At 61.3% G+C, this 21,939-nt stretch carries 17 protein-coding genes and 1 riboswitch; of the genes, 7 read left to right on the top strand and 10 right to left on the bottom strand.

Going from position 1 to position 21,939, the window contains the following annotated elements; all coding sequences use genetic code 11:
- Positions 1–260 precede the first annotated feature (260 nt).
- The 3 genes from panS to ACSJLU_RS22580 all read right to left on the bottom strand — a co-directional run bounded on the left by panS (position 261) and on the right by ACSJLU_RS22580 (position 4,852).
- The gene (gene panS, locus ACSJLU_RS22590) at positions 261–1,178 is read right to left on the bottom strand and encodes a ketopantoate/pantoate/pantothenate transporter PanS (RefSeq protein WP_025304471.1); all 918 of its coding nucleotides are present in this window, start codon (positions 1,176–1,178) and stop codon (positions 261–263) included.
- A gap of 142 nt (positions 1,179–1,320) precedes the next feature.
- The gene (gene lysC / locus ACSJLU_RS22585) at positions 1,321–2,688 is read right to left on the bottom strand and encodes a lysine-sensitive aspartokinase 3 (protein ID WP_164067762.1); all 1,368 of its coding nucleotides are present in this window, start codon (positions 2,686–2,688) and stop codon (positions 1,321–1,323) included.
- A gap of 108 nt (positions 2,689–2,796) precedes the next feature.
- Positions 2,797–2,991, bottom strand: a riboswitch (Lysine riboswitch).
- Between the two features lie 52 nt (positions 2,992–3,043).
- Positions 3,044–4,852: a cation:proton antiporter gene (locus tag ACSJLU_RS22580; protein WP_025304469.1), complete on the bottom strand. Its 1,809-nt coding sequence runs from the start codon at positions 4,850–4,852 to the stop codon at positions 3,044–3,046.
- Positions 4,853–5,081: 229 nt separating this feature from the next.
- Between ACSJLU_RS22580 and pgi the strand changes: the two genes are divergently transcribed.
- Positions 5,082–6,728 carry a glucose-6-phosphate isomerase gene (pgi, locus tag ACSJLU_RS22575; protein WP_004936690.1) on the top strand — a complete coding sequence of 549 codons (1,647 nt, stop codon included), beginning with the start codon at positions 5,082–5,084 and terminating at the stop codon, positions 6,726–6,728.
- A 60-nt stretch (positions 6,729–6,788) separates the two neighbouring features.
- Here the strand turns inward: pgi and ACSJLU_RS22570 are convergent, their stop codons facing one another.
- Positions 6,789–8,225 carry a capsule assembly Wzi family protein gene (locus tag ACSJLU_RS22570; RefSeq protein WP_025304467.1) on the bottom strand — a complete coding sequence of 479 codons (1,437 nt, stop codon included), beginning with the start codon at positions 8,223–8,225 and terminating at the stop codon, positions 6,789–6,791.
- Positions 8,226–8,450: 225 nt separating this feature from the next.
- On the opposite strand from ACSJLU_RS22570, the gene psiE reads away from it, so the two are divergent.
- Entirely contained in the window at positions 8,451–8,858 is a 408-nt protein-coding gene (psiE, locus tag ACSJLU_RS22565; RefSeq protein ID WP_015379238.1) for a phosphate-starvation-inducible protein PsiE, read from the top strand.
- Positions 8,859–9,066: 208 nt separating this feature from the next.
- Here the strand turns inward: psiE and malG are convergent, their stop codons facing one another.
- From malG to malE, 3 genes are read right to left on the bottom strand one after another with little or no spacing between them, the layout of a single operon-like run.
- On the bottom strand, positions 9,067–9,957 hold the full coding sequence (gene malG, locus ACSJLU_RS22560; protein ID WP_025304466.1) for a maltose ABC transporter permease MalG: 891 nt from the start codon (positions 9,955–9,957) through the stop codon (positions 9,067–9,069).
- 11 nt (positions 9,958–9,968) lie between these two features.
- Positions 9,969–11,546: a maltose ABC transporter permease MalF gene (gene malF, locus ACSJLU_RS22555; protein WP_025304465.1), complete on the bottom strand. Its 1,578-nt coding sequence runs from the start codon at positions 11,544–11,546 to the stop codon at positions 9,969–9,971.
- 57 nt (positions 11,547–11,603) lie between these two features.
- Positions 11,604–12,797, bottom strand: coding sequence for a maltose/maltodextrin ABC transporter substrate-binding protein MalE (gene malE / locus ACSJLU_RS22550; protein ID WP_025304464.1), 1,194 nt, complete (start codon positions 12,795–12,797; stop codon positions 11,604–11,606).
- Positions 12,798–13,154: 357 nt separating this feature from the next.
- On the opposite strand from malE, the gene ACSJLU_RS22545 reads away from it, so the two are divergent.
- The 4 genes from ACSJLU_RS22545 (at position 13,155) to malM (ending at position 17,556) form a co-directional block, all read left to right on the top strand.
- Positions 13,155–14,126: an alpha-amylase family glycosyl hydrolase gene (locus tag ACSJLU_RS22545; RefSeq protein ID WP_049296322.1), complete on the top strand. Its 972-nt coding sequence runs from the start codon at positions 13,155–13,157 to the stop codon at positions 14,124–14,126.
- Positions 14,119–15,228, top strand: a complete 1,110-nt coding sequence (gene malK, locus ACSJLU_RS22540; RefSeq protein ID WP_025304462.1) for a maltose/maltodextrin ABC transporter ATP-binding protein MalK — start codon at positions 14,119–14,121, stop codon at positions 15,226–15,228. Before ACSJLU_RS22545 ends, malK begins: the two co-directional genes overlap by 8 nt.
- 32 nt (positions 15,229–15,260) lie before the next feature.
- The gene (locus ACSJLU_RS22535) at positions 15,261–16,550 is read left to right on the top strand and encodes a maltoporin (RefSeq protein ID WP_025304461.1); all 1,290 of its coding nucleotides are present in this window, start codon (positions 15,261–15,263) and stop codon (positions 16,548–16,550) included.
- 100 nt (positions 16,551–16,650) lie between these two features.
- Positions 16,651–17,556, top strand: a complete 906-nt coding sequence (gene malM / locus ACSJLU_RS22530) for a maltose operon protein MalM (RefSeq protein WP_025304460.1) — start codon at positions 16,651–16,653, stop codon at positions 17,554–17,556.
- A 55-nt stretch (positions 17,557–17,611) separates the two neighbouring features.
- Here the strand turns inward: malM and ACSJLU_RS22525 are convergent, their stop codons facing one another.
- From ACSJLU_RS22525 to ACSJLU_RS22515, 3 genes are read right to left on the bottom strand one after another with little or no spacing between them, the layout of a single operon-like run.
- Positions 17,612–18,595, bottom strand: coding sequence for a nucleoside hydrolase (locus ACSJLU_RS22525; RefSeq protein WP_043139664.1), 984 nt, complete (start codon positions 18,593–18,595; stop codon positions 17,612–17,614).
- 21 nt (positions 18,596–18,616) lie between these two features.
- Positions 18,617–19,618 carry a LacI family DNA-binding transcriptional regulator gene (locus ACSJLU_RS22520; RefSeq protein ID WP_025304458.1) on the bottom strand — a complete coding sequence of 334 codons (1,002 nt, stop codon included), beginning with the start codon at positions 19,616–19,618 and terminating at the stop codon, positions 18,617–18,619.
- Positions 19,619–19,642: 24 nt separating this feature from the next.
- Entirely contained in the window at positions 19,643–21,025 is a 1,383-nt protein-coding gene (locus ACSJLU_RS22515; protein WP_025304457.1) for an MFS transporter, read from the bottom strand.
- A 392-nt stretch (positions 21,026–21,417) separates the two neighbouring features.
- Between ACSJLU_RS22515 and ubiC the strand changes: the two genes are divergently transcribed.
- The gene (ubiC, locus tag ACSJLU_RS22510) at positions 21,418–21,933 is read left to right on the top strand and encodes a chorismate lyase (RefSeq protein ID WP_033651214.1); all 516 of its coding nucleotides are present in this window, start codon (positions 21,418–21,420) and stop codon (positions 21,931–21,933) included.
- The last annotated feature ends 6 nt before the right edge of the window (positions 21,934–21,939 follow it).

The raw sequence follows: 21,939 nt of genomic DNA, 5'->3' as shown, positions 1-21,939 counted from the left end.
CAAATAAGACGGTGGGTATATATCTAAATAATAATTAGGCTGCTTCTTTTGTGGCGGGCAACCCTGGTGACTTAATTAATTAAAAAAAGTAGAACGTCTCTTCCTCTTGCCAACATTATCGGCATGGATAGGAAGAATCTGAATTTTTATTTTTCACGGATGATAGGGGATGAGGGAAATTATGACAATCCGACCAGTGGGAAATACGAAATTTCGCAGGGAAGAAACGGGACGCAATTGTTTGCGTCCCGACAGGCGGTTTATTTTTTCTTGATAGGGCGGCCGGACCAATACCCTGCCAGCAGCGAACCGGAGAGGTTGTGCCAGACCGAGAACAGCGCGCCCGGCAGCGCGGCCAGCGGCGAGAAATAGATTTTGCCCAACGTGGCTGCCAGCCCGGAGTTCTGCATCCCGACTTCGATCGCCAGCGTGCGGCAGGTGGACTCGTCGAAGCCGAACAGTTTGCCGCCCCAGTAGCCGCTCAGCAGGCCGATGCCGTTGTGCAGGATCACCGCGACGATCACCACCAGACCGACCGAGGCGATATGGCTTTGGCTGCCCGCCACCACCGCGCTGATGATGGCCAGAATGCACACCATCGACAGCGCCGGCAGCAGCGGCTCGATGCGCTTCACCGTTTTGGTCAGGGTATGGTGGACGATCAGGCCCAGGCCGATCGGGATCACCACGATCTGCAGAATGCTTAACAGCATGCCCATGATATCGACGCTGATCTCGGCGTCGACGTACAGGCGGGTCAGCAGCGGCGTGGCGAACACCCCCACCAGCGTTGAGACCGCCGAGATGGTCACCGACAGCGCCACGTCGCCCTTGGCCAGATAGATCATCACGTTGGAGGCGGTGCCGCTGGCCACGCTGCCCACCAGCACCATGCCGGCGGACAGATCCGGCGGCATGCGAAACAGCATCGCCAGGATCCAGGCCGCCAGCGGCATGATCAGATAGTGCAGGAAGATGCCGGCCGCCACCGGGCCGGGGCGCGCCAGCACGCGTTTGAAGTCGTCCAGTCGCAGCGTGACGCCCATGGCGAACATGATCAGCATCAGCAGCGGGCTGACGTAGGGGCCGATGCCGGTAAAGGTGGTCGGCGTGTAATAGGCGGCGACGGACAGCAGTATCGCCCACAGGGGGAAGAGACGCGTGAGTAGAGCCAACATGCAGTTTTTCCTTAGCCAGATTGAGAACGATGGGGGTGGTTGTGTTTTTTGCGGGTTCAACAGGCTGAACCCCTGCAGGTTTTGAACGGATTTTTTAGACGCAGGGGCGCAGCATGCTGCGCCCGCAATCAGGGATAATGACTTATTCGAACAGGTTGTGATGCAGGGTACGCACCACCTGTTCGGCTTCTTCGCCCGGCACCAGGAAGCACAGGTTATAGCTGCTGGCGCCGTAGCAGATCAGGCGGATATTGAACGGATCGAGCACGCCGAACACCTCTTTGCCCACGCCGCAGGCGCGCGACAGCTGGTTACCGATGATCGCCACCAGCGCCAGGTTTTCCTCCACTTCCACCCGGCACAGCGACGACAGTTCGGTCAGCAGTGAGGTGGTCAGCAGGCTGCCGCCGACGGAGGTGGCGCCGGTGGTGTCCATGGTCAGCGCGATGCTGACTTCCGAAGTGGTGATCAGATCGACGGAGACATTATGGCGCGCCAGGATGTTGAACACCTCGGCCAGGAAACCGCGCGCGTGCAGCATGTTCAGGCTGTGCAGCGTCAGCAGCGTTTGCTTGCGGCGCAGCGCCAGCGCGCGGAACAGCGGCGGATTCTCGGTGGTGTTGCACACCAGCGTGCCGCCGGCCGCCGGATCCTTGCTGGAGCCGACGAACACCGGAATGTCGCTGCGCACCGCCGGCAGCAGGGTGGCCGGATGCAGCACTTTGGCGCCGAAGGTGGCCATTTCCGCCGCCTCTTCGAAACCGATTTTGTCGATGCGCTTGGCCGCCGGCACCACCCGCGGATCGGTGGTGTAGATGCCCGGCACGTCGGTCCAGATATCTACCCGGCCAGCGCCGAGCGCCTCGCCGAGCAGCGCGGCGGTATAGTCGCTGCCGCCGCGGCCGAGCGTGGTAGTGCGGCCTTTCGGCTCGCTGCCGATAAAGCCCTGGGTGACCACCAGCGCTTTCTGCAGGCGCGGCTGCAACTGCGTCCGGGCCAGTTCGCTGAGCGCGGCGCTGTCCGGCACGGCGCGGCCAAAGTGATCGTCAGTGCGCATCACTTTACGCACGTCGAACCATTCGGCCTGCACGTTGCGGGCGCGCAGGATTTCCACGAACAGCAGGGTGGACATCAGCTCCCCATGGCTGACCAGCTCGTCGGTCAACGCCGTCGAGGTGGCCAGCGACGCGGCCTCCGACAGCATGGCGATGTTTTCCAGCAGGCGGTCTATCTCGTCGCGGATCACCGCAGGCGCCGCGAGGCGATCGAGGATGGCGTACTGGATGCGACGAATTTCATCAAGCTGGTAGTTGCGCTTGTCGGCCTCGCAGCCTTCGGCCAGGGCGACCAACAGGTTGGTGACGCCCGCCGAGGCGGACAACACCACCAGGCGGACCTGCGGGTTGGCCAGCACGACGTCGGCGCTGCGGTTCATGGCTTCAAAGTCGGCGACGCTGGTGCCGCCGAACTTGGCTACCACGGTGGAATTCTGGGGTACTGCTTGGTTCATGTAGAAACCTCGTGTCAGGGATGCCCGTTTGGGGGCACTGTAATTCCATAGCCTTGGCACAAGGGGAGAGCGGTAAACAGGGGGCAGGCGTAGAGGTCAGGCTACGATACACCCAGAAGCGCCCCACCTTGTCGATCGCCCTGTGGGCGATCCCCTGGTGACAACCCAGGGGATTCAGCCCCTGTAGTCGATACGATAATGGCCGGCCATTATCGTACCTCGGCGTCGCTCCCCCTCGGGTGCCGTCAACGGAGAAACGGCTCCTCTGACACTCTACCTGGGCGACGCGCCTCTTCTGGCTTGCGCACCGGGTGCGCAAGTAGGCTGTTAGGAATAGCCGGTTATCGCCATTCTGTCAACGTACAGACGGTGAGGGATTTTCATCTTGTACCAGCGCGATAAGCGTACAGGGCATCGTGGGCGTGGAACCGGCGCCAATCGGGTGCAGAGAACCGTCCTCCTTTTGGCTGAATAACGGGATAACGCCCTGATGTTTCTCCAAATACTCCAGCCAACCGAAATTTTCATTCAATTTGGTTGCTTTGATGGTGGCCCCCCTGGCGAGCAGGCTGCTCAGGCGGCCGTAGGTGGCTTCCTGATTAAATAAAATTTCATGCCGGCGGAAACGCGAACTTTCCGCGCTGGCACCGCGCCCTTTCAGCGGCGCCCCCGAACGGATGGCAAACACGTGATCCTCGCCGAAGAGATGGCCGAAGTGGTAGACCGCCAGCGCGTTCTGGTGGCGATTGGGCGACAGCGCCAACACCTGGGCGATATTGCTCAGATCGAGGTAGTTCTCGGCGTGTTCGGAGTAGGCGTGGCCATAATAGGCCGGAATGCCGTCCATACGCGCCTGACGGTAGTATTCCCAACTGCTGTCGGTGACTATCACCGGCACGTTCAGCTTGATCAGCGCCTGTGCCAGCATGCGCGCCACGCTGTTGGCGCCGACGATCAGTACGCCGCGCGGCTTTTGCTGCTGCACCCGCAGCCAGCGCGCCATCATGCCGCTGGTCAGGCTTTGCAACACCACGGTACCGATGATGATGGCGAACACCACGGTCACCAGCCGGTCGGCGCCCTGATAGCCGCTGCGCTGCAGCGTCAGCGCGAACAGCGAGCTGACCGCCGCGGCCACGATGCCGCGCGGGGCGATCCAGCACAGCAGCAGCCGATCGCGCCAGTGCAGGGAAGAGCGCCAGGTCGAGACCGCGATGCACAGCGGCCGGGCGATAAACTGCACCGCCAGCAGCAGCAGGAGCAGCGGCCAGCCCATATTCCACAGCGCCTGGATGTCGAGCCGCGCCGCCAGAATGATGAACAGCGCCGAGATCAGGATCGCCGACAGTTCTTCTTTGAACGCCAGAATATCGCTGGTATCGACGTCGCGCATGTTGGCCAGCCAGATGCCCATCACCGTGACGGTCAACAGGCCGGATTCGTCGGCGATGGCGTTGGAAACGCCGAAGGCGGTCAGCATGATCGCCAGCACCGCCAGGTTCTGCAGGTAGCGTGGCAGCCAGACGCGGCGCAGCGCCAGGCCGAGCAGGTAGCCGAACAGCGCGCCGGCGATAAGGCCGACGGCGGCAGTCACGCCCAGCGTCCAAAACAGGTGGGTATAGGACTCCGCATTCTGCTTCAGTACGATGAACTCGAACACCAGCAGGGTGAAGATGGCGCCAACCGGATCGATGACGATCCCTTCCCAACGCAACACCTGGTTAATGTTGGCGTTCGGTCGCACCACGCGCATCAGCGGAGCGATCACCGTCGGCCCGGTCACCACCGTCACCGCGCCGATCAGCGCCGCCAGCTCCGGCGGGAAATCCAGCAACCACCAGCTGGCGAGGCTGATGACCAGAAAGGTGACCAGCATGCCGACGGTGACCAGATTACGCACCACGCCGCCGAGGCCGCGTATCTCCTCGAAGCGCAGCGTCAGCGCCCCCTCGAACAGGATGATCGCCACCGACAGCGACACCAGTGGAAACAGCAGATCGCCGAACAGCAGATCCGGCTGCACCAGATGCACCGTCGGGCCGAGCACGATGCCGAACAGCAGCAACGGCAAAATGGCCGGCAGACGCAGCAGCCAGGCCAGCCACTGCGCCAGCAGCGACGCCAGGCCGATAAGCACCAACATAAGCGGGGCGGATAATTCCATAAGCGAGATCCCTTTCAAATGACGAAATAAGTAACGATGACACAGCCTGATGACAATTCGGCAACCCCGATAACAGGCCGTTAGCCAAAAGTATAGAGTGAAAGCTGAAACGAGGCGGCAATGCGTTGACAGTTAGCGCCTATCGCAAGAAAAGCGATCATAATCACAGTCGAACAGGCTACAATCGGACAAACGCGTCATTTTTATTCTCAAGCCTAAGAGTGTTGCTATGAAAAATATCAATCCTAGTCAAACCGCTGCTTGGCAAGCCCTGCAGCAACATTATGCACAGATGAAAGACGTACGGATCGCCGACCTGTTCGCCGAGGACAGCGATCGTTTCTCCAGGTTCTCCGCGACCTTCAACGATCAAATGTTGGTGGACTATTCCAAGAATCGCATCACGCAGGAAACCCTGGAGAAGCTGCAGGCGCTGGCGAAAGAAACCGATCTGCAAGGCGCCATCAAATCGATGTTCGCCGGTGAGAAGATCAACCGCACCGAAGATCGCGCGGTGCTGCATATTGCCCTGCGCAATCGCAGCAACAGCCCGATCCTGGTCGACGGCAAAGACGTGATGCCGGAAGTGAACGCGGTGCTGGCCAAGATCAAACAGTTCTGCGCGCGCGTCATCGGCGGCGAGTGGAAAGGCTACACCGGCAAGCCGATTACCGACGTGGTGAACATCGGCATCGGCGGTTCGGATCTCGGCCCTTACATGGTGACCGAAGCGCTGCGCCCGTATAAAAACCACCTGAACATGCACTTCGTCTCCAACGTTGACGGTACCCACATCGCCGAAACGCTGCAGCCGCTGAATCCGGAAACTACGCTGTTCCTGGTGGCGTCCAAAACCTTCACTACTCAGGAAACCATGACCAACGCCCACAGCGCGCGCGACTGGTTCCTGAGCAGCGCCGCCGATCAACAGCACGTGGCCAAGCACTTCGCTGCGTTGTCCACCAACGGCAAAGCGGTGGCCGAGTTCGGCATCGATACCGACAACATGTTCGAGTTCTGGGACTGGGTAGGGGGCCGTTACTCCCTGTGGTCGGCGATCGGTCTGTCGATTGCGCTGTCCATCGGTTACGACAACTTCGAGCAGTTGCTGAGCGGCGCGCACGCCATGGACAAGCACTTCGCCGAAACGCCGGCGGAGAAAAACCTGCCGGTGCTGTTGGCGCTGATCGGTATCTGGTACAACAACTTCTTCGGCGCCGAAACCGAAGCCATTCTGCCGTACGATCAGTACATGCACCGTTTTGCCGCTTACTTCCAGCAGGGCAACATGGAATCCAACGGCAAGTACGTCGACCGCAACGGCAATCCGGTGGATTACCAGACCGGCCCTATCATCTGGGGCGAGCCGGGCACCAACGGCCAGCATGCGTTCTACCAGTTGATCCACCAGGGCACCAAGCTGGTGCCGTGCGATTTCATCGCGCCGGCCATCAGCCATAACCCGCTGGGCGATCACCACGCCAAACTGCTGTCCAACTTCTTCGCGCAGACCGAGGCCCTGGCGTTCGGCAAGTCGCTGGAAGTGGTGGAGGCGGAGTTCGCGGCGCAGGGTAAAACCCCTGAGCAGGTTAAACACGTGGCGCCGTTCAAAGTGTTTGAAGGCAACCGTCCGACCAACTCGATCCTGCTGCGTGAAATCACCCCGTTCAGCCTGGGTAGCCTGATCGCGCTGTACGAGCACAAGATCTTTACTCAGGGCGCGATCCTGAACATCTTCACCTTCGATCAGTGGGGCGTGGAGCTGGGCAAACAGCTGGCTAACCGCATCCTGCCGGAGCTGGCGGGCAGCGAGAAAATCAGCAGTCACGACAGCTCGACCAATGCGCTGATCAACCGCTTCAAGGAATGGCGCTAATCGCCTGATCTGAAGCCAATAAAAAACCCGCCGCGGCGGGTTTTTTTACGTCTGCGAAAGTTACAGATTGATTGGCACTTCGAAGCTGACGCCCGCGCCCACGTCATCGGCGGTGCTGTGATCGTTGTCGGTGTACCACAGGCTGGTATCAAACTTAACCTGAGACGGGAAGGTGTAACCCCAGCCGACCTGAATGCCCTTCAGCGTATCGGATTTTGGGAAGGCCTGGTTAATGCTTTGGCTCAGCGGGTTCACCTTGGCGTAAACTACGCGGGTGCTCCAACGCTGGCTGTCGTCCAGCACTAGCTCGACGCGGCCGGACAACATCTGGCCGTCGCCGCCCATCGCATGCCCCAGCGGGTAACCCTGTTGGTAGTAGCCGCCTTTGTAAGTGTAGTGAGTGTACACATAGTTTTTACGGCTCATATCCGAACGGGTGTCTGACCCTTCGATATACCAGTTGATGGTGGTCGGGCCCCATTCCGGGTGGCCTTCCAGACCGAGCAGATAGGTATTTTGCGACGGCAGATAGCCCGCCTCATCTTCACCCACCAACTGACCGTACAGGCTAACCGGCAGGCCGATCAGCGGCTGCATTTTCAGCTTGAAGTCGAAACCGGCGAGCTGGTTGCCCGGATCGTTGCCTTTACCTGAATCATCGTTATCTTTGCCGGTAAATCCATCCCAGAACGAGCTCCATGACTGCGGACGGCCTTCACCACCCCACATCATGATACGCGACGCCCCCAATTCCAGGAAGTCAGTCGGCATCATGGTGAAACGGCCGCCGATCAGTTTGGTGTGCGGTACAGAACTGTACTGCGACAGCTGGCCGGCGGACAATTGATATTGCCAGCGGCCGATCCACGACAGCCACGGGGTTTCAAACGGTGATTGGTCGGCGCGCTGCAGCATAAAGCCGGCCACCGGGCGCGCGGCGTCGGAGCGGATCAGGCTGCCGTCGTAACCCGGTCCCCACCACTGGGAAACCTCGCCGAAGGAGAGCCACTGATTCCAGATTTTCACCGCGCCGTAGGAGCCGTTCATATTGAATTTGGAACCGTCGCTGACGCGCTGATCGCCTTCCACCGAGCCCTGCAGACGCACGTCCCAGAACTCGCCGTTGGCGCCGGCGCCGATGGTCAGGCGATCGTCGGCGTACTCGTTTTGGCCGAAGCCCTGCGGGGTGCCGGGTTTATCGGTCGACGCGTAACCGCTGACGCGGATGTTGGCTTTCAGGGCATCGACACGACGTTGTACGCGGTCAATGACGTTTTTCTCAGTGTTGGTCACCGGCTTGGCCTGCGCGATAACGGAACTGATCTCTTCTTGACTCAGCGGCCAGGTGGACAGGCTGACGTTGATAACGCCGCGGTCAGACAACCAGGCGAGATCGTTACGCAGATCGTTGTCAGGGGCTACCAGGCCGGCGGCGTGGCCGGACAATGCACAGGTAAACAGGCCCGCAGCGACCAGTCCGTTAAGTTTAGCGCGCATAAAGAATTCCCTTGTTAATTCGAGGTTATTGGTTTTATGTAAAGATCTCTGTGACCCATGATAGTTGACATTTCGATTTGCTACAAATCTATAAGCCAGAAACATCTTATTATAACTTTATGAATTAAATGGGGTTTAAAGTGCTTTCGCGCGGGGCATAATTTTTAAGACAATGCCTATATTGGCACGGTTGAATCATATAAGCGGTATTCAGAGAGAGGTTTTATGGCAAAAACGTCGCGTTCGATAATGATAGCGAAAGGACTGCAGCGAGTGCTGAACGTGGGCTTGTTGCTGCTGGCGGCAATTCTGGTGGTGTTTCTGGTCAAGGAAACCATCCATCTGGCGAAGGTGTTATTTATCAACAGCGAAGAGTCGTCTTCTTACCTGTTGATTGAAGGTATCGTGATTTATTTCCTGTACTTTGAATTTATCGCCTTGATCGTCAAGTATTTTGAGTCGGGTTATCATTTCCCGTTGCGCTATTTTATTTACATTGGCATTACCGCGATTATTCGTTTGATTATCGTGGACCACAAAAACCCCATCGATACCCTGATCTACGCCGCGGCGATATTGGTGCTGGTGGTGACGCTCTATCTGGCCAATACCGACCGGCTGAAACGGGAGTAGCGATAAAAATGGCGGCCAAAGGCCGCCAAAGACACAGGATATAATTACCCGTCGTCTTTCAAGCGACAGCGTTGTTGACTGCACTCGCTAACCCCAGTTACTTACTGAAGTAAGCGCCTGGGCTTAGCGAGCTGGTCGCCTAGCTGTAACTTGAAATCCATAGGGTAAAAGATAAGGAAAAACATCAAACGCACTGCAGTGGCACAAATTACCCCTTCACGCCGCCGGCCGTCAGGCCGCCCACCAGCCAGCGCTGCGCCAGCAGGAACACGGCGGTAATCGGTATCGCCGACAGCACCGCGGCGGCGGCGAAATCGCCCCACAGGTAGTTCTGCGGGTTGAGATATTGCTGCATCCCCACCGCCAGCGTGTAGCTGTTCACATCGCGCAGCAGCAGCGACGCGACCGGCACTTCGGTGATGGCGGCGATAAACGACAGAATGAACACCACCGCCAGAATCGGTACCGACAGCGGCAGCAGCACCAGACGGAATGCCTGCCACGGCGTGGCGCCGTCCAGCGCTGCCGCTTCTTCCAGCGAGTTGTCGATGGTTTCGAAATAGCCCTTGATGGTCCAGACGTGCAGCGCGATGCCGCCCATGTAGGCGAAGATCACGCCGCCGTGGGTGTTCAGGCCGATAAACGGAATGTACTGGCCCAGGCGATCGAACAGGGCGTACAGCGCCACCAGCGACAACACTGCCGGGAACATCTGGAAGATCAGCATGCTTTTCAGCAACGTGCTCTTGCCGCGAAAGCGCATACGGGCGAAGGCGTAGGCGCAGGTGGTGGACAGCGTCACGATGCCGATGGCGGTGATCGCCGCGATCTTGATGGAGTTCCACAGCCACAGCAGCACCGGGAACGGCGGCGGCGTCACGCTGCCGTCGGCGTGGGTGACGCTGAAGCCGAGCGCCAGCCGCCAGTGATCCCAGGAGAGGGTTTCCGGTATCAGGCTGCCGGTGGCGAAGTTGCCGGCGCGCAGCGAGATGGCGACCACCATCAGCAGCGGGAACATGATCAGGGCGATAAAGCACAGCATCAATATATGGGTGATCCACAGGCGCAGGCGCTGGGATTTGGGTTGAACCATGGCCATCGTTATTCTCCCTAATCGAAGTTCATCTTGCTGGCTTTTAAATTCAGGATCGCCAGCGCGCCCACCAACAGGAAGATCAGCGTGGCGATGGCGGCCGCCAGCCCGAAGTCTTGCCCGCCGCCGCCTTCGAAGGCGATGCGGTAGGTGTAGCTGACCAGCAGATCGGTATAGCCGGCCGGCGTGGTGGTGCCGATCATGTCCGGGCCGCCGTTGGTCAGCAGTTGGATCAGCACGAAGTTGTTAAAGTTGAAGGCGAAGCTGGCGATCATCAGCGGCGTCAGCGGCTTGATCAGCAGCGGTAAGGTGATGCGGAAGAAGTTTTGCCACGGGTTGGCGCCGTCCATCGCCGAGGCTTCGTACAGATCGTCCGGGATCGCCTTCAGCAGCCCCATGCACAGGATCATCATGTAGGGGTAGCCGAGCCAGGTGTTGACGATCAGGATCATGCTCTTGGCGGTGAGCGGATCGCTGAACCAGGCCGGTTTGATGCCGAATAGATGGCTGAGCATCATGTTGATCTCGCCGAAGCTTTGGTTGAACAAGCCTTTGAAGATCAGGATCGAGATGAATGACGGCACCGCATAGGGCAGGATCAGCAGCACGCGGTAGATCGCCTTGCCTTTCAGCGCCTCCCACTGCACCACGCAGGCCAGCACCATGCCGACCGCCACGGTGAGGATCACCGTCATCACCGAGAACACGATGGTCCAGATGAAGATCGACACGAACGGTTTCTTAATGCCCTCGTCCTGCAGCACCCGCAGGAAGTTTTTCCAGCCGGTGGTGACGGTATAACCCGGGCTCAGGGTTTCCTGCGCCCAGCCGCCGTCGGCGTTGATCGCCTGATAGAAGCCGGTGTCGCCGTTTGGCCGGTAGCGTACCTGGGTCTGGTTGTTGGTCAGCGTGCTGCCGTCTTTGTCCAGCGCATACAGCGGGCGGGTGCCGGAGAACTGGCGCAGGGAGCTCATGCGCAATTCCCCGCCGTCGGGCAGTTGCGCCACCAGCTGGCTCAGCGCCTGCCGGTTCTGGGTAATCACCCGCAGCGTGGCGCGTTCGCCCTGCGGCGCGGCGTTCTGCGCCGTCAGTTTCAGGGTTTGCGGCGCGGCGGCGTCGAGGCGGAAAGGCTCGGAGATCAGCGGCTGTTCACTGTCCGGTGGCGTCAGCTGCAGGCGCCACTGCTGGTTTTCCGCCGGGTAGAGGCCAAAGGTAAAGGTTTGGCCGCTCTGGAACTGGCGCTGCATCAGCACCGATTGCGCGCGTTCAAAAGTCAGCTGGTTGGTGCTGCTGTAGTTGGTGAAAGCGATGGCGATGGTGCAAATCAGCGGGAACAGGACGAACAGCCCCATGCCGGCGACGCCGGGATACACATAGCGCCAGGCGTAGGCGCGGCGGTTGGCGAAGACGTAAAGCCCGGCGCTGACCAGGATTAGCGTCAGGATGGCGAACAGGTATTCACCCTGTGCATACATCAACACAATCAGGTAGCAGGTCACCAGGCTGAACAGGCCGACCACCAGCCATTTCAGCGCGTCGCTTTGCCACCACTTCGATTTTTTACGCGCGGGCGTCCCGGCGTGAGCGAATTGCATAGGGCGTTCCTTTCTGTGAAGCAACGGCGGGGCACCGTGGCACCCCGCACGACGTCGTTACTTGGTGATACGGGTCTGCACGTCGTCCAGCGCGGCTTTCACCGTCTGACGGCCGCTGACGGCGTTGATCACCGCGCTGCGTTCGGCGTACCAGAAGGCGCTCATCTGCGGGATGTTCGGCATGATTTCCCCGTTTTGCGAGTTCTGCATGGTGGCGGCGATCTTCGGATCTTTGGCCAGCGCTTCCTGGTAGGACTTCAGCGCCACCGCGCCCAGCGGTTTGTCTTTGTTGACGTCCGCCAGCCCTTCGTTGGTCAGCAGGTAGTTCTCGAGGAACTCGGTCGCCAGCTCTTTATTCGGGCTGGCGGCGTTGATGCCGGCGGTTAGCACGCCGACGAACGGCTTGGACGGCTTGCCTTTGAAGGTCGGCAGCAGCGTCACGCCGTAGTTGATTTTGCTCTGCTCGATGTTGTTCCAGGCCCACGGCCCGTTGATGGTCATCGCGGTCTGGCCTTTGTTGAACGCGGCTTCGGCGATCGAGTAGTCGGTATCGGCGTTGATGTGTTTGTTTTTCACCAGATCGACGATGAACTGCAGACCGGCCTGCGAACCGGCGTTGGCGACGCCGACATCCTTGATGTTGTATTTGCCGTTTTCATACTTGAAGGCATAACCGCCGTCGGCGGCGATGATAGGCCAGGTGAAGTAGGGTTCCTGCAGGTTCCACATGATGGCGCTCTTGCCGTTGGCGCGCAGCTGTTTGTCCAGCGCCGGGATTTCTTCCCAGGTCTTCGGCGGCTGTTTGACCAGGTCTTTGTTATAAATCAGCGACAGCGCCTCGACGGCGATCGGGTAGCCGATCAGCTTGCCGTCATAGCGCACGGCGTCCCAGGTGAACGGGAACAGCTTGTCCTGGAAGGCTTTGGACGGGTGGATTTCGGCCAACAGGCCGGACTGCGCATAGCCGCCGAAGCGGTCGTGGGCCCAGAAGATGATGTCAGGGCCGTCACCGGTGGCGGCCACCTGCGGGTATTTCTCTTCCAGCTTGTCCGGGTGCTCGACGGTGACTTTGATGCCGGTGTCTTTTTCGAATTTCTTGCCGACTTCGGCCAGGCCGTTATAGCCCTTGTCGCCGTTGATCCAGATAACCAGTTTGCCTTCCTCGATCTTGGCGAAGGCGGAAGAAGAGAGCACCAGGGTGGCCAGTGCCGAGAGCGCCAGCGTGCGGGCGAGGGTAATGCTGCGAGTCATAATCCAGTCCTTCTTTTTGTGGGCACATAAATCAAGGAGAGACGTTTCGCGGTAATAGTGGGTCACAACGCGACATATTCTCATCCTCCCCCCTCTACGCCCCTGAGATGAGGAGTGTGATCCAGTTAACGTTGCGCTCTATTCTGTGGCGTCAGGCACAAAATGGGGGGGCGATTTTTGCCAGCCGGATCACAGAATTGCCTTAAGCGCGGAACTTCTCATCGCCGCGGTCGTTCTCTCATCCTCCCGCCTCCTCCCCCATGAAAAATCTTGTTACGGATGATTACCCTTTCCGGCGACTCCCGCACTATCGGCCCATTGATTTTCAACGCCACGCGCAGCAGGGATACCGGATTTATGTCGTCAATGCCTATCGCTACTCAGCCCACCCTGTACCGGATCCATCCGGCCAGTTTCCGTGACGGAAACGGGGACGGCGTGGGCGACGCGCACGGCATGCTGGCGGCGCTGCCGTATCTGAAAGCGCTGTCGATCGACGGCCTGTTGCTGCCGCAGACGCTGGCGCCGGGGGCCGAGGCGACGGTGACGGGCGAAGGGCTGACGCTGTGGTACGGCGATGAAGCCAACCGCGTTCGCAATGCCGTCGCGCCGCGGCGGTTCGCCCACGGTGCGCTGGCGCTGGACGTGATGCCGTTCAGCGCGGAGACGCTGGTGGCGGTGCTGCACGCCCGTCGTACCACATTGGCGGACAGCCTGTGGAGCACCGGGGACGCCGATCAGCCCCGGGTGGTCAGCCGCTGGGGGCAGGGCGACCTGCGTTCCGCCGCCGCCTTTCTGACGCTGCTGGCGATGCTACCGGCGCCAATCTGCCTGTATCAGGGCGAGGAGCTGGGGCTGCCGCATGCCGCCGGCCTGCAAGATCCGCGCGGCGCGCAAACGCCGATGCCGTGGCACGAAGCCCCCGAACAGGTCACCGCCGGCGAAATCAGCTGGTATCAACAGGTGGCGATCGAACACCGCGCATTGGCCATCAGCCGCCAACAGCACGACAGCCACTCCACCTTACGTTACTGCCAGGCGCTGTTGGCCCTGCGTCGTTCGCCGCTCATCCAACACGGCGAACTGAACGAAGTCAGCCAGCGCGATGGCGTGGTGCGCTTACTTATTACCCATCAGGATCAATGCCTTGAAGCGCTGATAAACCTGCAGCCTTATACTCAGGCGGCCGCGCCGTCTGAGGCGACCTTGCCGTTGGCATGGCAGCACGGCGCGCAGCAAGAGGGTCATCAATGGGTTTTGGCGGGCTTTGCCTCCGCCATTTTCACACGACATGTTAACTGCGAAAGCAGGGGAGTAACGCATGGCTAGCGTGACACTGCGCAGCGTTTATAAGGCCTTCGGTGAGGCCGTGATTTCCAAAGACGTCAATCTGACCATCGAAGACGGCGAGTTTGTGGTGTTTGTCGGGCCTTCGGGCTGCGGTAAATCGACGCTGCTGCGCATGATCGCCGGGCTGGAGGACATCACCTCCGGCGAACTGCTGATCGGCGAGAAACGTATGAATGAGGTGCCGCCTTCCGAGCGCGGCATCGGCATGGTGTTCCAATCTTATGCGCTGTATCCGCACCTGTCGGTGGCGGACAACATGTCGTTCGGCCTGAAGCTGGCCGGCGCCAAGAAAGCGGAAATCAATCAACGGGTGAACCAGGTTTCCGAGGTGCTGCAACTGGCGCACCTGCTCGACCGGCGGCCGAAGGCGCTGTCCGGCGGGCAGCGTCAGCGCGTGGCGATCGGCCGCACGCTGGTGGCCGAGCCGGACGTATTTCTGCTTGACGAACCGCTGTCCAACCTCGACGCCGCGCTGCGGGTGCAGATGCGCATCGAGATCTCCCGTCTGCACAAGCGCCTGCAGCGCACCATGATTTACGTCACCCACGATCAGGTCGAGGCGATGACGCTGGCCGACAAGATCGTGGTGCTCGACGCCGGTCGCGTGGCGCAGGTCGGCAAGCCGCTGGAACTGTATCACTACCCGGCCAACCGCTTCGTCGCCGGGTTTATCGGCTCGCCGAAGATGAACTTCCTGCCGGTCAAGGTGACCGCGGCGGAGCCGCAACAGGTGCAGGTCGAACTGCCCAACCGCCAGCTGGTGTGGCTGCCGGTGGAAGGCGCGGGCGTTCAACCCGGCGCCAACCTGTCACTGGGCATTCGCCCTGAACATCTGCTGCCCGGCGAAGCCTCAGAAGTGCGGCTTACCGGCGACGTACAGGTGGTGGAGCAGCTCGGCAACGAGACGCAAATCCACATCCAAATCCCGGCCATCCGTCAAAACCTGGTGTACCGCCAGAATGACGTGGTGCTGGTAGAAGAAGGTGCCACATTCGCCATCGGCCTGCCGCCTCACCGCTGCCACCTGTTCCGTGAAGACGGTACGGCATGTAAACGGCTGCACCAGGAGCCGGGCGTTTAAAGCATCAAAGTCGGTATAACAGGAGAATAATGATGACTACTCTGCGCAAACTTCCTCTGGCACTGGCTGTCGCCGCCGGTGTTCTCTCTACTCAGGCGCTGGCCGTGGATTTCCACGGTTACGCCCGTTCCGGCATCGGCTGGACCGGCAGCGGCGGTGAGCAACAGTGTTTCAAGGCCACCGGCGCCGCGAGTAAATACCGTCTCGGCAACGAATGCGAAACCTACGCCGAACTGAAACTGGGGCAGGAAGTGTGGAAAGAAGGCGACAAGAGCTTCTATTTCGACACTAACCTGGCCTATTCGGTCTCGCAGCGTTCTGACTGGGAAGACGTGACCCCGGGCTTCCGCGAAGTCAACGTGCAGGGTAAAAACCTGATCGAGTGGCTGCCGGGCTCCACGCTGTGGGCCGGTAAGCGCTTCTATCAGCGTCATGACGTTCACATGATCGACTTCTACTACTGGGATATCTCCGGCCCGGGCGCCGGTCTGGAAAACATCGATCTGGGCTTCGGCAAGCTGTCCGCTGCCGTGACCCGCAACTCGGAGTCCGGCGGCTCTTACGGCTACCTGGATAACGAATGGAAACAGCGTCCAACCGTCAACGACACCTTCGACGTGCGCTTGGCCGGGCTGGAGCTGAACCCGGGCGGCACCCTGGAGCTGGGCGTGGACTACGGCCGCGCCAATGCGCAGGATAACTACCGCCTGGCCGACGGCGCCAGCAAAGACGGCTGGATGTTCACCGCCGAACACACGCAGAGTATCCTGAACGGTTACAACAAGTTCGTGCTGCAGTACGCCACCGACTCGATGACCTCGCAGAACAACGGCCGCAACGAAGGCGCCACCATTGATAACAACGGCAAGATGATCCGCGTGTTGGATCACGGCGCCATCGACTTCAACGATCAGTGGGCACTGATGTACGTCGCCATGTTCCAGGACATCGACCGCGACAACAACAACGGCACCACCTGGTACACCGTGGGCGTGCGCCCGATGTACAAGTGGACGCCGATCATGAGCACCCTGCTGGAAGCCGGCTATGACAATGTCAAATCCCAGCGCACCGGCGATCGCAACGGCCAGTATAAAGTGACCCTGGCGCAGCAGTGGCAGGCCGGCAACAGCATCTGGTCGCGTCCGGCCATCCGCCTGTTCGCCACCTACGCCAAGTGGGACGAGAAGTGGGGCTACGCCACCGGCGATGACACCGGGTATAACGCCGGCACCGCTTACAACGACACCAGCATGCATACCTTCAGCCGCGGCAAGGATGACGAAGTCACCTTCGGCGCCCAGATGGAAATTTGGTGGTAACGACGACAGGACGGGGAGGGCCGCCGGCTCTCTCCCAACCGCATTCGCCGCGGCCGGATCTCTTGCCTGATCCGCCGCGGCGCTGAAAGAGGATATAACGATGAAAAAGAATCTGCTGTCACTCTGCCTGTCGCTGGCGCTGACCGTCGGCGCGCCTCTGGCGGCCAACGCCGAGACGCCGGCTAACGTTTCCGTCGCGCCGGCCATCAGCGCCGCCACGCTGCAAAGCCTGCCGTGGCAGCCGCTGCAGCCGCCGGTGTCGCAAGAAGTGAAGCTCGACGCCGTCAGCCCGCAGCTCAATCAGGGCGAGATCCAGGGGGCGATCGCCGCCTATACGCTGCCGGCCGATCGCGGCTCGCTGGAGGTGACGCTGAGCAGCCTCGCTAAAAACAATTCGCTGTACGCGCCGAGCGTGCTGGTGCTGGACGAGCATCTGCGCCCGGCGGCGTATTACCCGAGCAGCTATTTCCCTTACCAGCCGCCGGGAGCAATGTCCTCCGATCGCCTCGAAGGCACGTTGAAACTGACGCCGGCGCTTGGTCAAAAACAGATTTACCTGCTGGTGTACACCACTCGGCAGGACTTGGCGAAAACCACGCAGTTGACCAATCCGGCCAAGGCCTATGCGCAGGGCGTGGGCAACGCGGTGCCGGATATCCCGGATCCAATCGCCGGCCACGCGACGAGCGGCACCCTGAAGCTCAAGGTGACCGCGGAACAGGGCACCGGCAACGTGATGATCGGTATGCTGCAGCCTGCGCCGACCGTGGCGCCGGTGGTGGTAGGATCAACCGCACCGGCCGCTGTGGCGGCGCCGGCACCGACCCCGGAGAAACCGGCGGAGCCGATGCTCAACGATACCGAAAGCTACTTCAATAATGGCATCAAGCAGGCGGTGAAGGCGGGCGATATCGACAAGGCGCTGAAACTGATGAATGAGGCCGAGAAGTTGGGCTCGACCACTGCGCGTAAAACGTTTATCAGCAGCGTTAAAGGCAAGGGGTAACACCCAGCGCTGCCGATGCTGGCTCGATGATTGGTGCGCCTTGGCGCACCTTTTTTCATCCGCGCGCCAGCGTTGCGCCGATCAACGCCAGTAGACGGGCGTTATCGACCTGCTGCATGATGCGCACTGGCTTGCCCTGCGGCGGCGGCATGCCGACCGTCAGGCGTAGGCTGTCCGGCCGCCAACGGCGTGAGCTGCCGCGCGTCAACGCCCCTTCCAGCGCCACATCCACATGGAACATTTCGGTCGTGACCAACTGCGGTTCCAGCAGCCAGGCGATCACCAGCGCATCATGGATCCAGCAGCCCGGCAGGCGCCGCGTATGGCGCGAATAGTCGATCCACGGCTGCGTGGTGGCGCGCAAATAGCGGCACAGCGGCGTGTCCGGCTGCGTCAACGCGGCCAGATCCGCCTGGGTCAGCATGGTCTGGGTGGTGACATCCAGCGGCGCCAGCGTGATAGCGGCGCCGCTGTTCAGCACCAGCCGTGCCGCTTCCGGATCCAGGCCGAAATTGGTGTCCTTGATGTACCCGTCGACGTTGAATACGCCACCCATGATTACGATCTCTTTCACCGCCTGCGCCATCTGCGGGTAAAGCTGCATGGCGTGCGCAACGTTGGTCAGCGGGCCGATCGCCGCCAGCGTGATCTCGCCGGGATGGCGGCAGATCAGCTCGCCGATGGCGATGGCGGCGTCCGGTGCGGGCGCGTTGGCGAGTGAGGGCGCGGGCAAGTCGCGCCACAGCGCTGCCAGCTTGGGATCGGCGATCGGGCGGTCCAGATGCGCGCGCCACGGCTCCGGCGGCTCACTCAGGGCGCGCGCCGCGCCGAGGGCGACAGGAACCTGATAGCCGCTCTGCGCCAGCAGATCGGTGGCGACGGCGAAGCCCACTTCGCGCGGGGTGTTGCCGGCCACGATGCTGATCAGCTCCAGCTGCAGCTGCGGTTTGGCCGCCAGCGCCAGGGCCAGCGCCAGCCCGTCGTCGACGTTGGCGCCGGGGACGCCATTGCCGGGATCGCAATCAATGATTAAACGCATATAAGGTGTCCTGAAAACCCGCTAACAGCCGCATGAATGGCGGATGCGCAGTTGAAAAGCGAATTCATGCAGCTCGGCGGGCGCGGCACCGGCGGCCAGCATGGCGATGGCCCGCTTGGCCATGGCGTCGATCGGCTGCTCGACCGCGCTGAGCGGCGGCACGCTGAATTCGGATTGCTGCGTGCCGTTAAAACAAATCAGCGCCAGATCGTCCGGTGCGCGCAACCCATGCTCTGCCAGCGCCGACAGGCAGCCGAGCGCCTGCTGTTCGTTAGAGGTGAAAACGGCGCGTGGGCGTGGGCCTTGCACCAGGCACTGGGTGGCCTGGTAGCCGCCCTGGCGGGTGTAGGGCACCTCGAAAATCCACTCGTCGCGCGGCGCAATGCCCGCCTCCAGCAGCGCATCGCGCCAGCCGTTCAGGCGATCCTGCGCGTTGAGCATGGTCAGCGGGCCGATAAAAATGCCGATGTCGCGATAGCCGTGCTGCAGCAGATGGCGGGTCGCCTGGCAGGCGGCGTCGCGCTCGTCGACGCGGATGGCGCAGACGCCGGCCTGGCTGTCGATGGTGTCTATCATCACGCAGGGCGTGCCGGAGGCGCGGATCAGCTCGAACCACGGATGGCGATCGACGCTGGTGTACAGCAGGCCGTCGACCTGGCGGCGCAGCAGGTTGTTGATCAGCTCATACTCACGCTGCCGGTCATCGCCGGCGTCACCCAGCAGCAGCACGCGGCCGCGGCTGAAGGCCTCTTGCTGCAGTGCCCGCGCCAGCGTGGCGAAGAACGGGTTGGAAATATCCGGCACCACCAGCCCGTAGGTTTGCGTGCTGCCGGAGGCCAATGCCCGCGCGATGTCGTTAGGCCGGTAGCCGGTCTGCTCGATCGCCGCCAGCACGCGCAGCCGGGTGGCTTCCGCCACCGGGCGTGGGCCGTTGTTGATCACATAGCTGACCACGGCGACGGAGGTGCCCGCTACGCGGGCCACGTCGGCGCGGGTAACGCGTCGCGCGGAGTGATTATCCAAATTGGGTTCCTGTTCGCCTTCTCGCTACGCGGCATCCTGCGGCAGGTTGAGATCGCGGCCGCGGGTTTCGGGAGCAAAGAAGGTGGTGATTAAGCCGATGGCCGCCATTACAACAAAATAGCAGGCGACAGGCCACCAGTGACCGAAACCGGACAGCAGCGCGGTGGCGATCAGCGGCGCGGTGCCGCCGGAGAGGATCGAACCGAGCTCTTTGGCGAACGCCATCTTGGAGTAGCGATTCTTCACGCCGAACAGTTCGACGCCGTAGGCCGCCTGAACGCCGAAGATCCCCAGCGACGCGATGCACATGCCGACCACGATCACCGAGATGACGATCGCCGGTTCACGGCTGTCGAGCAGCCAGAACGCCGGGAAAGCGTACAGCACCAGCAGCAGGCAGAACCAGCGGTAGGTGATGCGGCGGCCGAAGCGATCGGACAGCCAGCCGGCCAGCGGGATCACCAGAAAACCGCACAGCGAGGCGATCAACACCGCCAGCGCCGGCACCGATTTATCGACCATCAGCACCTTGGCGACATAGCCGACGATAAAGCCCTGGCACAGGTAGGAAGGGCCGTTTTCGCCGATGCGCAGGCCGAGCATCACCCAGAACGCCTTGGTGCGCTGCAGGTAGCTGCGCGTATCCGGCGCGGCCTGGGCGGCGTCCAGCATGCGCTGGTGGTTTTGTTGCAGCTCGCGTTCGAAGACCGGCGTTTCCCGCACGTGGCGACGCAGGTACAGCGCCGCACCGGCGATCAGAATGCTGGCGAGGAACGGGATGCGCCAGCCCCAGCTCATCAGATCTTCCTTGTCCAGCTGCAGTACCAGCAGCCATACCAGCGACGCCAGCAGAGTGCCGCTGTTCGAGCCAATGGCGATGATCGACGCCACCAGCCCGCGCCGTTTGGCCGGCGCGTATTCCGCCAGCATCACCGCGCCGCCGGACAGTTCCGCACCGGCGCCGAACCCCTGCGCGAAGCGCAGGATCACCAGGCAGGTAGGCGCCCAGACGCCGATTTGCGCATAGGACGGGATCAGGCCGATCAGCGTGGTGGAGAGGCCCATCAGCGCCACGGTGGTGATCAGCACCACGCGGCGGCCTTTGCGATCGCCGATCCAGCCGAACACCAGCGCGCCGATCGGCCGCGCGACGAAGCCGACGGAGTAGGTGGCGAAACTGGCCAGCAGCGCCACCAGCGGCGTGGCTTCGGGAAAGAACACGTCGCCGAACACCATGCCGGCCGCCAGGCCGTACAGCGCGAAGTCGACGTATTCCATGGCGGTACCGAGCCAGCAAGAGAAGGTGGCGCGCCAAAATTGGCTACGCCCCTCTTTGGTTGCCAGGCGTTCATCGGCCGCCAGCGCGGCGTCGGCGGTCTGTGAAGGGGCAAGCGTTGTTTCGCTCATGGCAGTGCTATCCTCTTTTGTTCTGCGCCTGGAGGGGCGCGGCTAAAGATGGTTTCCCTGGTGCCGGCAACAAAGGTGTGCCGACAAATCATGTCGGACGCATGGCGATTCAACGCTGCTGTATCAGGGTATCTACGCGCGTAGATAACACAACGCGAGGAAGCTGAAACTTTGCGGGCGATCACAGAATCGTCAGCGCGCCGGGAAATGAAGATAGAGAAGGCGGATGGCAAAAAGATGACAGAACCCCGGTTTTTCCGGCCGATAGGCCTGCCGTTTTCGCCACGAATCAGCCTGCCGCTTTCGCATTTCTGCGCTACAATGGGGGCCTGTTAACAGTTTGTATCGCCTGGCGCGCCACACCGGCCGCGGTTCAGGCGAGGAGTAAAACAATGTCTGGCATCAGGGATTCCATCCTGCCGCCGCTGGAGTGGTTGTCCGAACAGGATCCTCCGGCGCCCGCCGCCGTCAGCGACTGGCTGATGGAGTTAGGCTCCATGACCCGCCGATTTGAACGCCATTGCGCCCAGGTGCGCGTCGAACCGCAGCGCGAATGCTTCGTCACGCGCGAGGCGCTGGGCGACGAGGCGAACCACCTGCCCGACAGCCCGCGCTACTGGCTGCGCGAAGTGGTGCTGCTGGGCGACGACCAGCCCTGGCTGCTTGGGCGCACGGTGATCCCGGAACATACGCTGACCGGCCCCGATCAGGCGTTGGTGGATCTGGGCACGCTGCCGCTCGGGCGCTATCTGTTCAGCAGCGGCGATCTGACCCGCGACTATATCCATATCGGCCGGCAGGACGCGCTGTGGGCGCGTCGTTCACGGCTGCGGCTGGCGGGCAAGCCGCTGTTGCTGACCGAACTGTTTTTACCGGCTTCGCCGCTGTATTCAGCGGTCCCCGCATAAAGAGAG

Origin of the sequence: Serratia bockelmannii, assembly GCF_051803255.1 — a bacterium.
Classification (GTDB): Bacteria; Pseudomonadota; Gammaproteobacteria; order Enterobacterales; family Enterobacteriaceae; genus Serratia; species Serratia bockelmannii.
The sequence above is the reverse complement of the archived record's forward strand: the minus strand, read 5'-3'. Positions and strand labels throughout refer to the sequence as shown.

Coding starts and splice junctions, on each gene's coding strand:
- panS (WP_025304471.1), bottom strand. CDS start 1,178: ATGTTGGCTCTACTCACGCGTCTCTTCCCCCTGTGGGCGATACTGCTG.
- lysC (WP_164067762.1), bottom strand. CDS start 2,688: ATGAACCAAGCAGTACCCCAGAATTCCACCGTGGTAGCCAAGTTCGGC.
- ACSJLU_RS22580 (WP_025304469.1), bottom strand. CDS start 4,852: ATGGAATTATCCGCCCCGCTTATGTTGGTGCTTATCGGCCTGGCGTCG.
- pgi (WP_004936690.1), top strand. CDS start 5,082: ATGAAAAATATCAATCCTAGTCAAACCGCTGCTTGGCAAGCCCTGCAG.
- ACSJLU_RS22570 (WP_025304467.1), bottom strand. CDS start 8,225: ATGCGCGCTAAACTTAACGGACTGGTCGCTGCGGGCCTGTTTACCTGT.
- psiE (WP_015379238.1), top strand. CDS start 8,451: ATGGCAAAAACGTCGCGTTCGATAATGATAGCGAAAGGACTGCAGCGA.
- malG (WP_025304466.1), bottom strand. CDS start 9,957: ATGGCCATGGTTCAACCCAAATCCCAGCGCCTGCGCCTGTGGATCACC.
- malF (WP_025304465.1), bottom strand. CDS start 11,546: ATGCAATTCGCTCACGCCGGGACGCCCGCGCGTAAAAAATCGAAGTGG.
- malE (WP_025304464.1), bottom strand. CDS start 12,797: ATGACTCGCAGCATTACCCTCGCCCGCACGCTGGCGCTCTCGGCACTG.
- ACSJLU_RS22545 (WP_049296322.1), top strand. CDS start 13,155: ATGTCGTCAATGCCTATCGCTACTCAGCCCACCCTGTACCGGATCCAT.
- malK (WP_025304462.1), top strand. CDS start 14,119: ATGGCTAGCGTGACACTGCGCAGCGTTTATAAGGCCTTCGGTGAGGCC.
- ACSJLU_RS22535 (WP_025304461.1), top strand. CDS start 15,261: ATGACTACTCTGCGCAAACTTCCTCTGGCACTGGCTGTCGCCGCCGGT.
- malM (WP_025304460.1), top strand. CDS start 16,651: ATGAAAAAGAATCTGCTGTCACTCTGCCTGTCGCTGGCGCTGACCGTC.
- ACSJLU_RS22525 (WP_043139664.1), bottom strand. CDS start 18,595: ATGCGTTTAATCATTGATTGCGATCCCGGCAATGGCGTCCCCGGCGCC.
- ACSJLU_RS22515 (WP_025304457.1), bottom strand. CDS start 21,025: ATGAGCGAAACAACGCTTGCCCCTTCACAGACCGCCGACGCCGCGCTG.
- ubiC (WP_033651214.1), top strand. CDS start 21,418: ATGTCTGGCATCAGGGATTCCATCCTGCCGCCGCTGGAGTGGTTGTCC.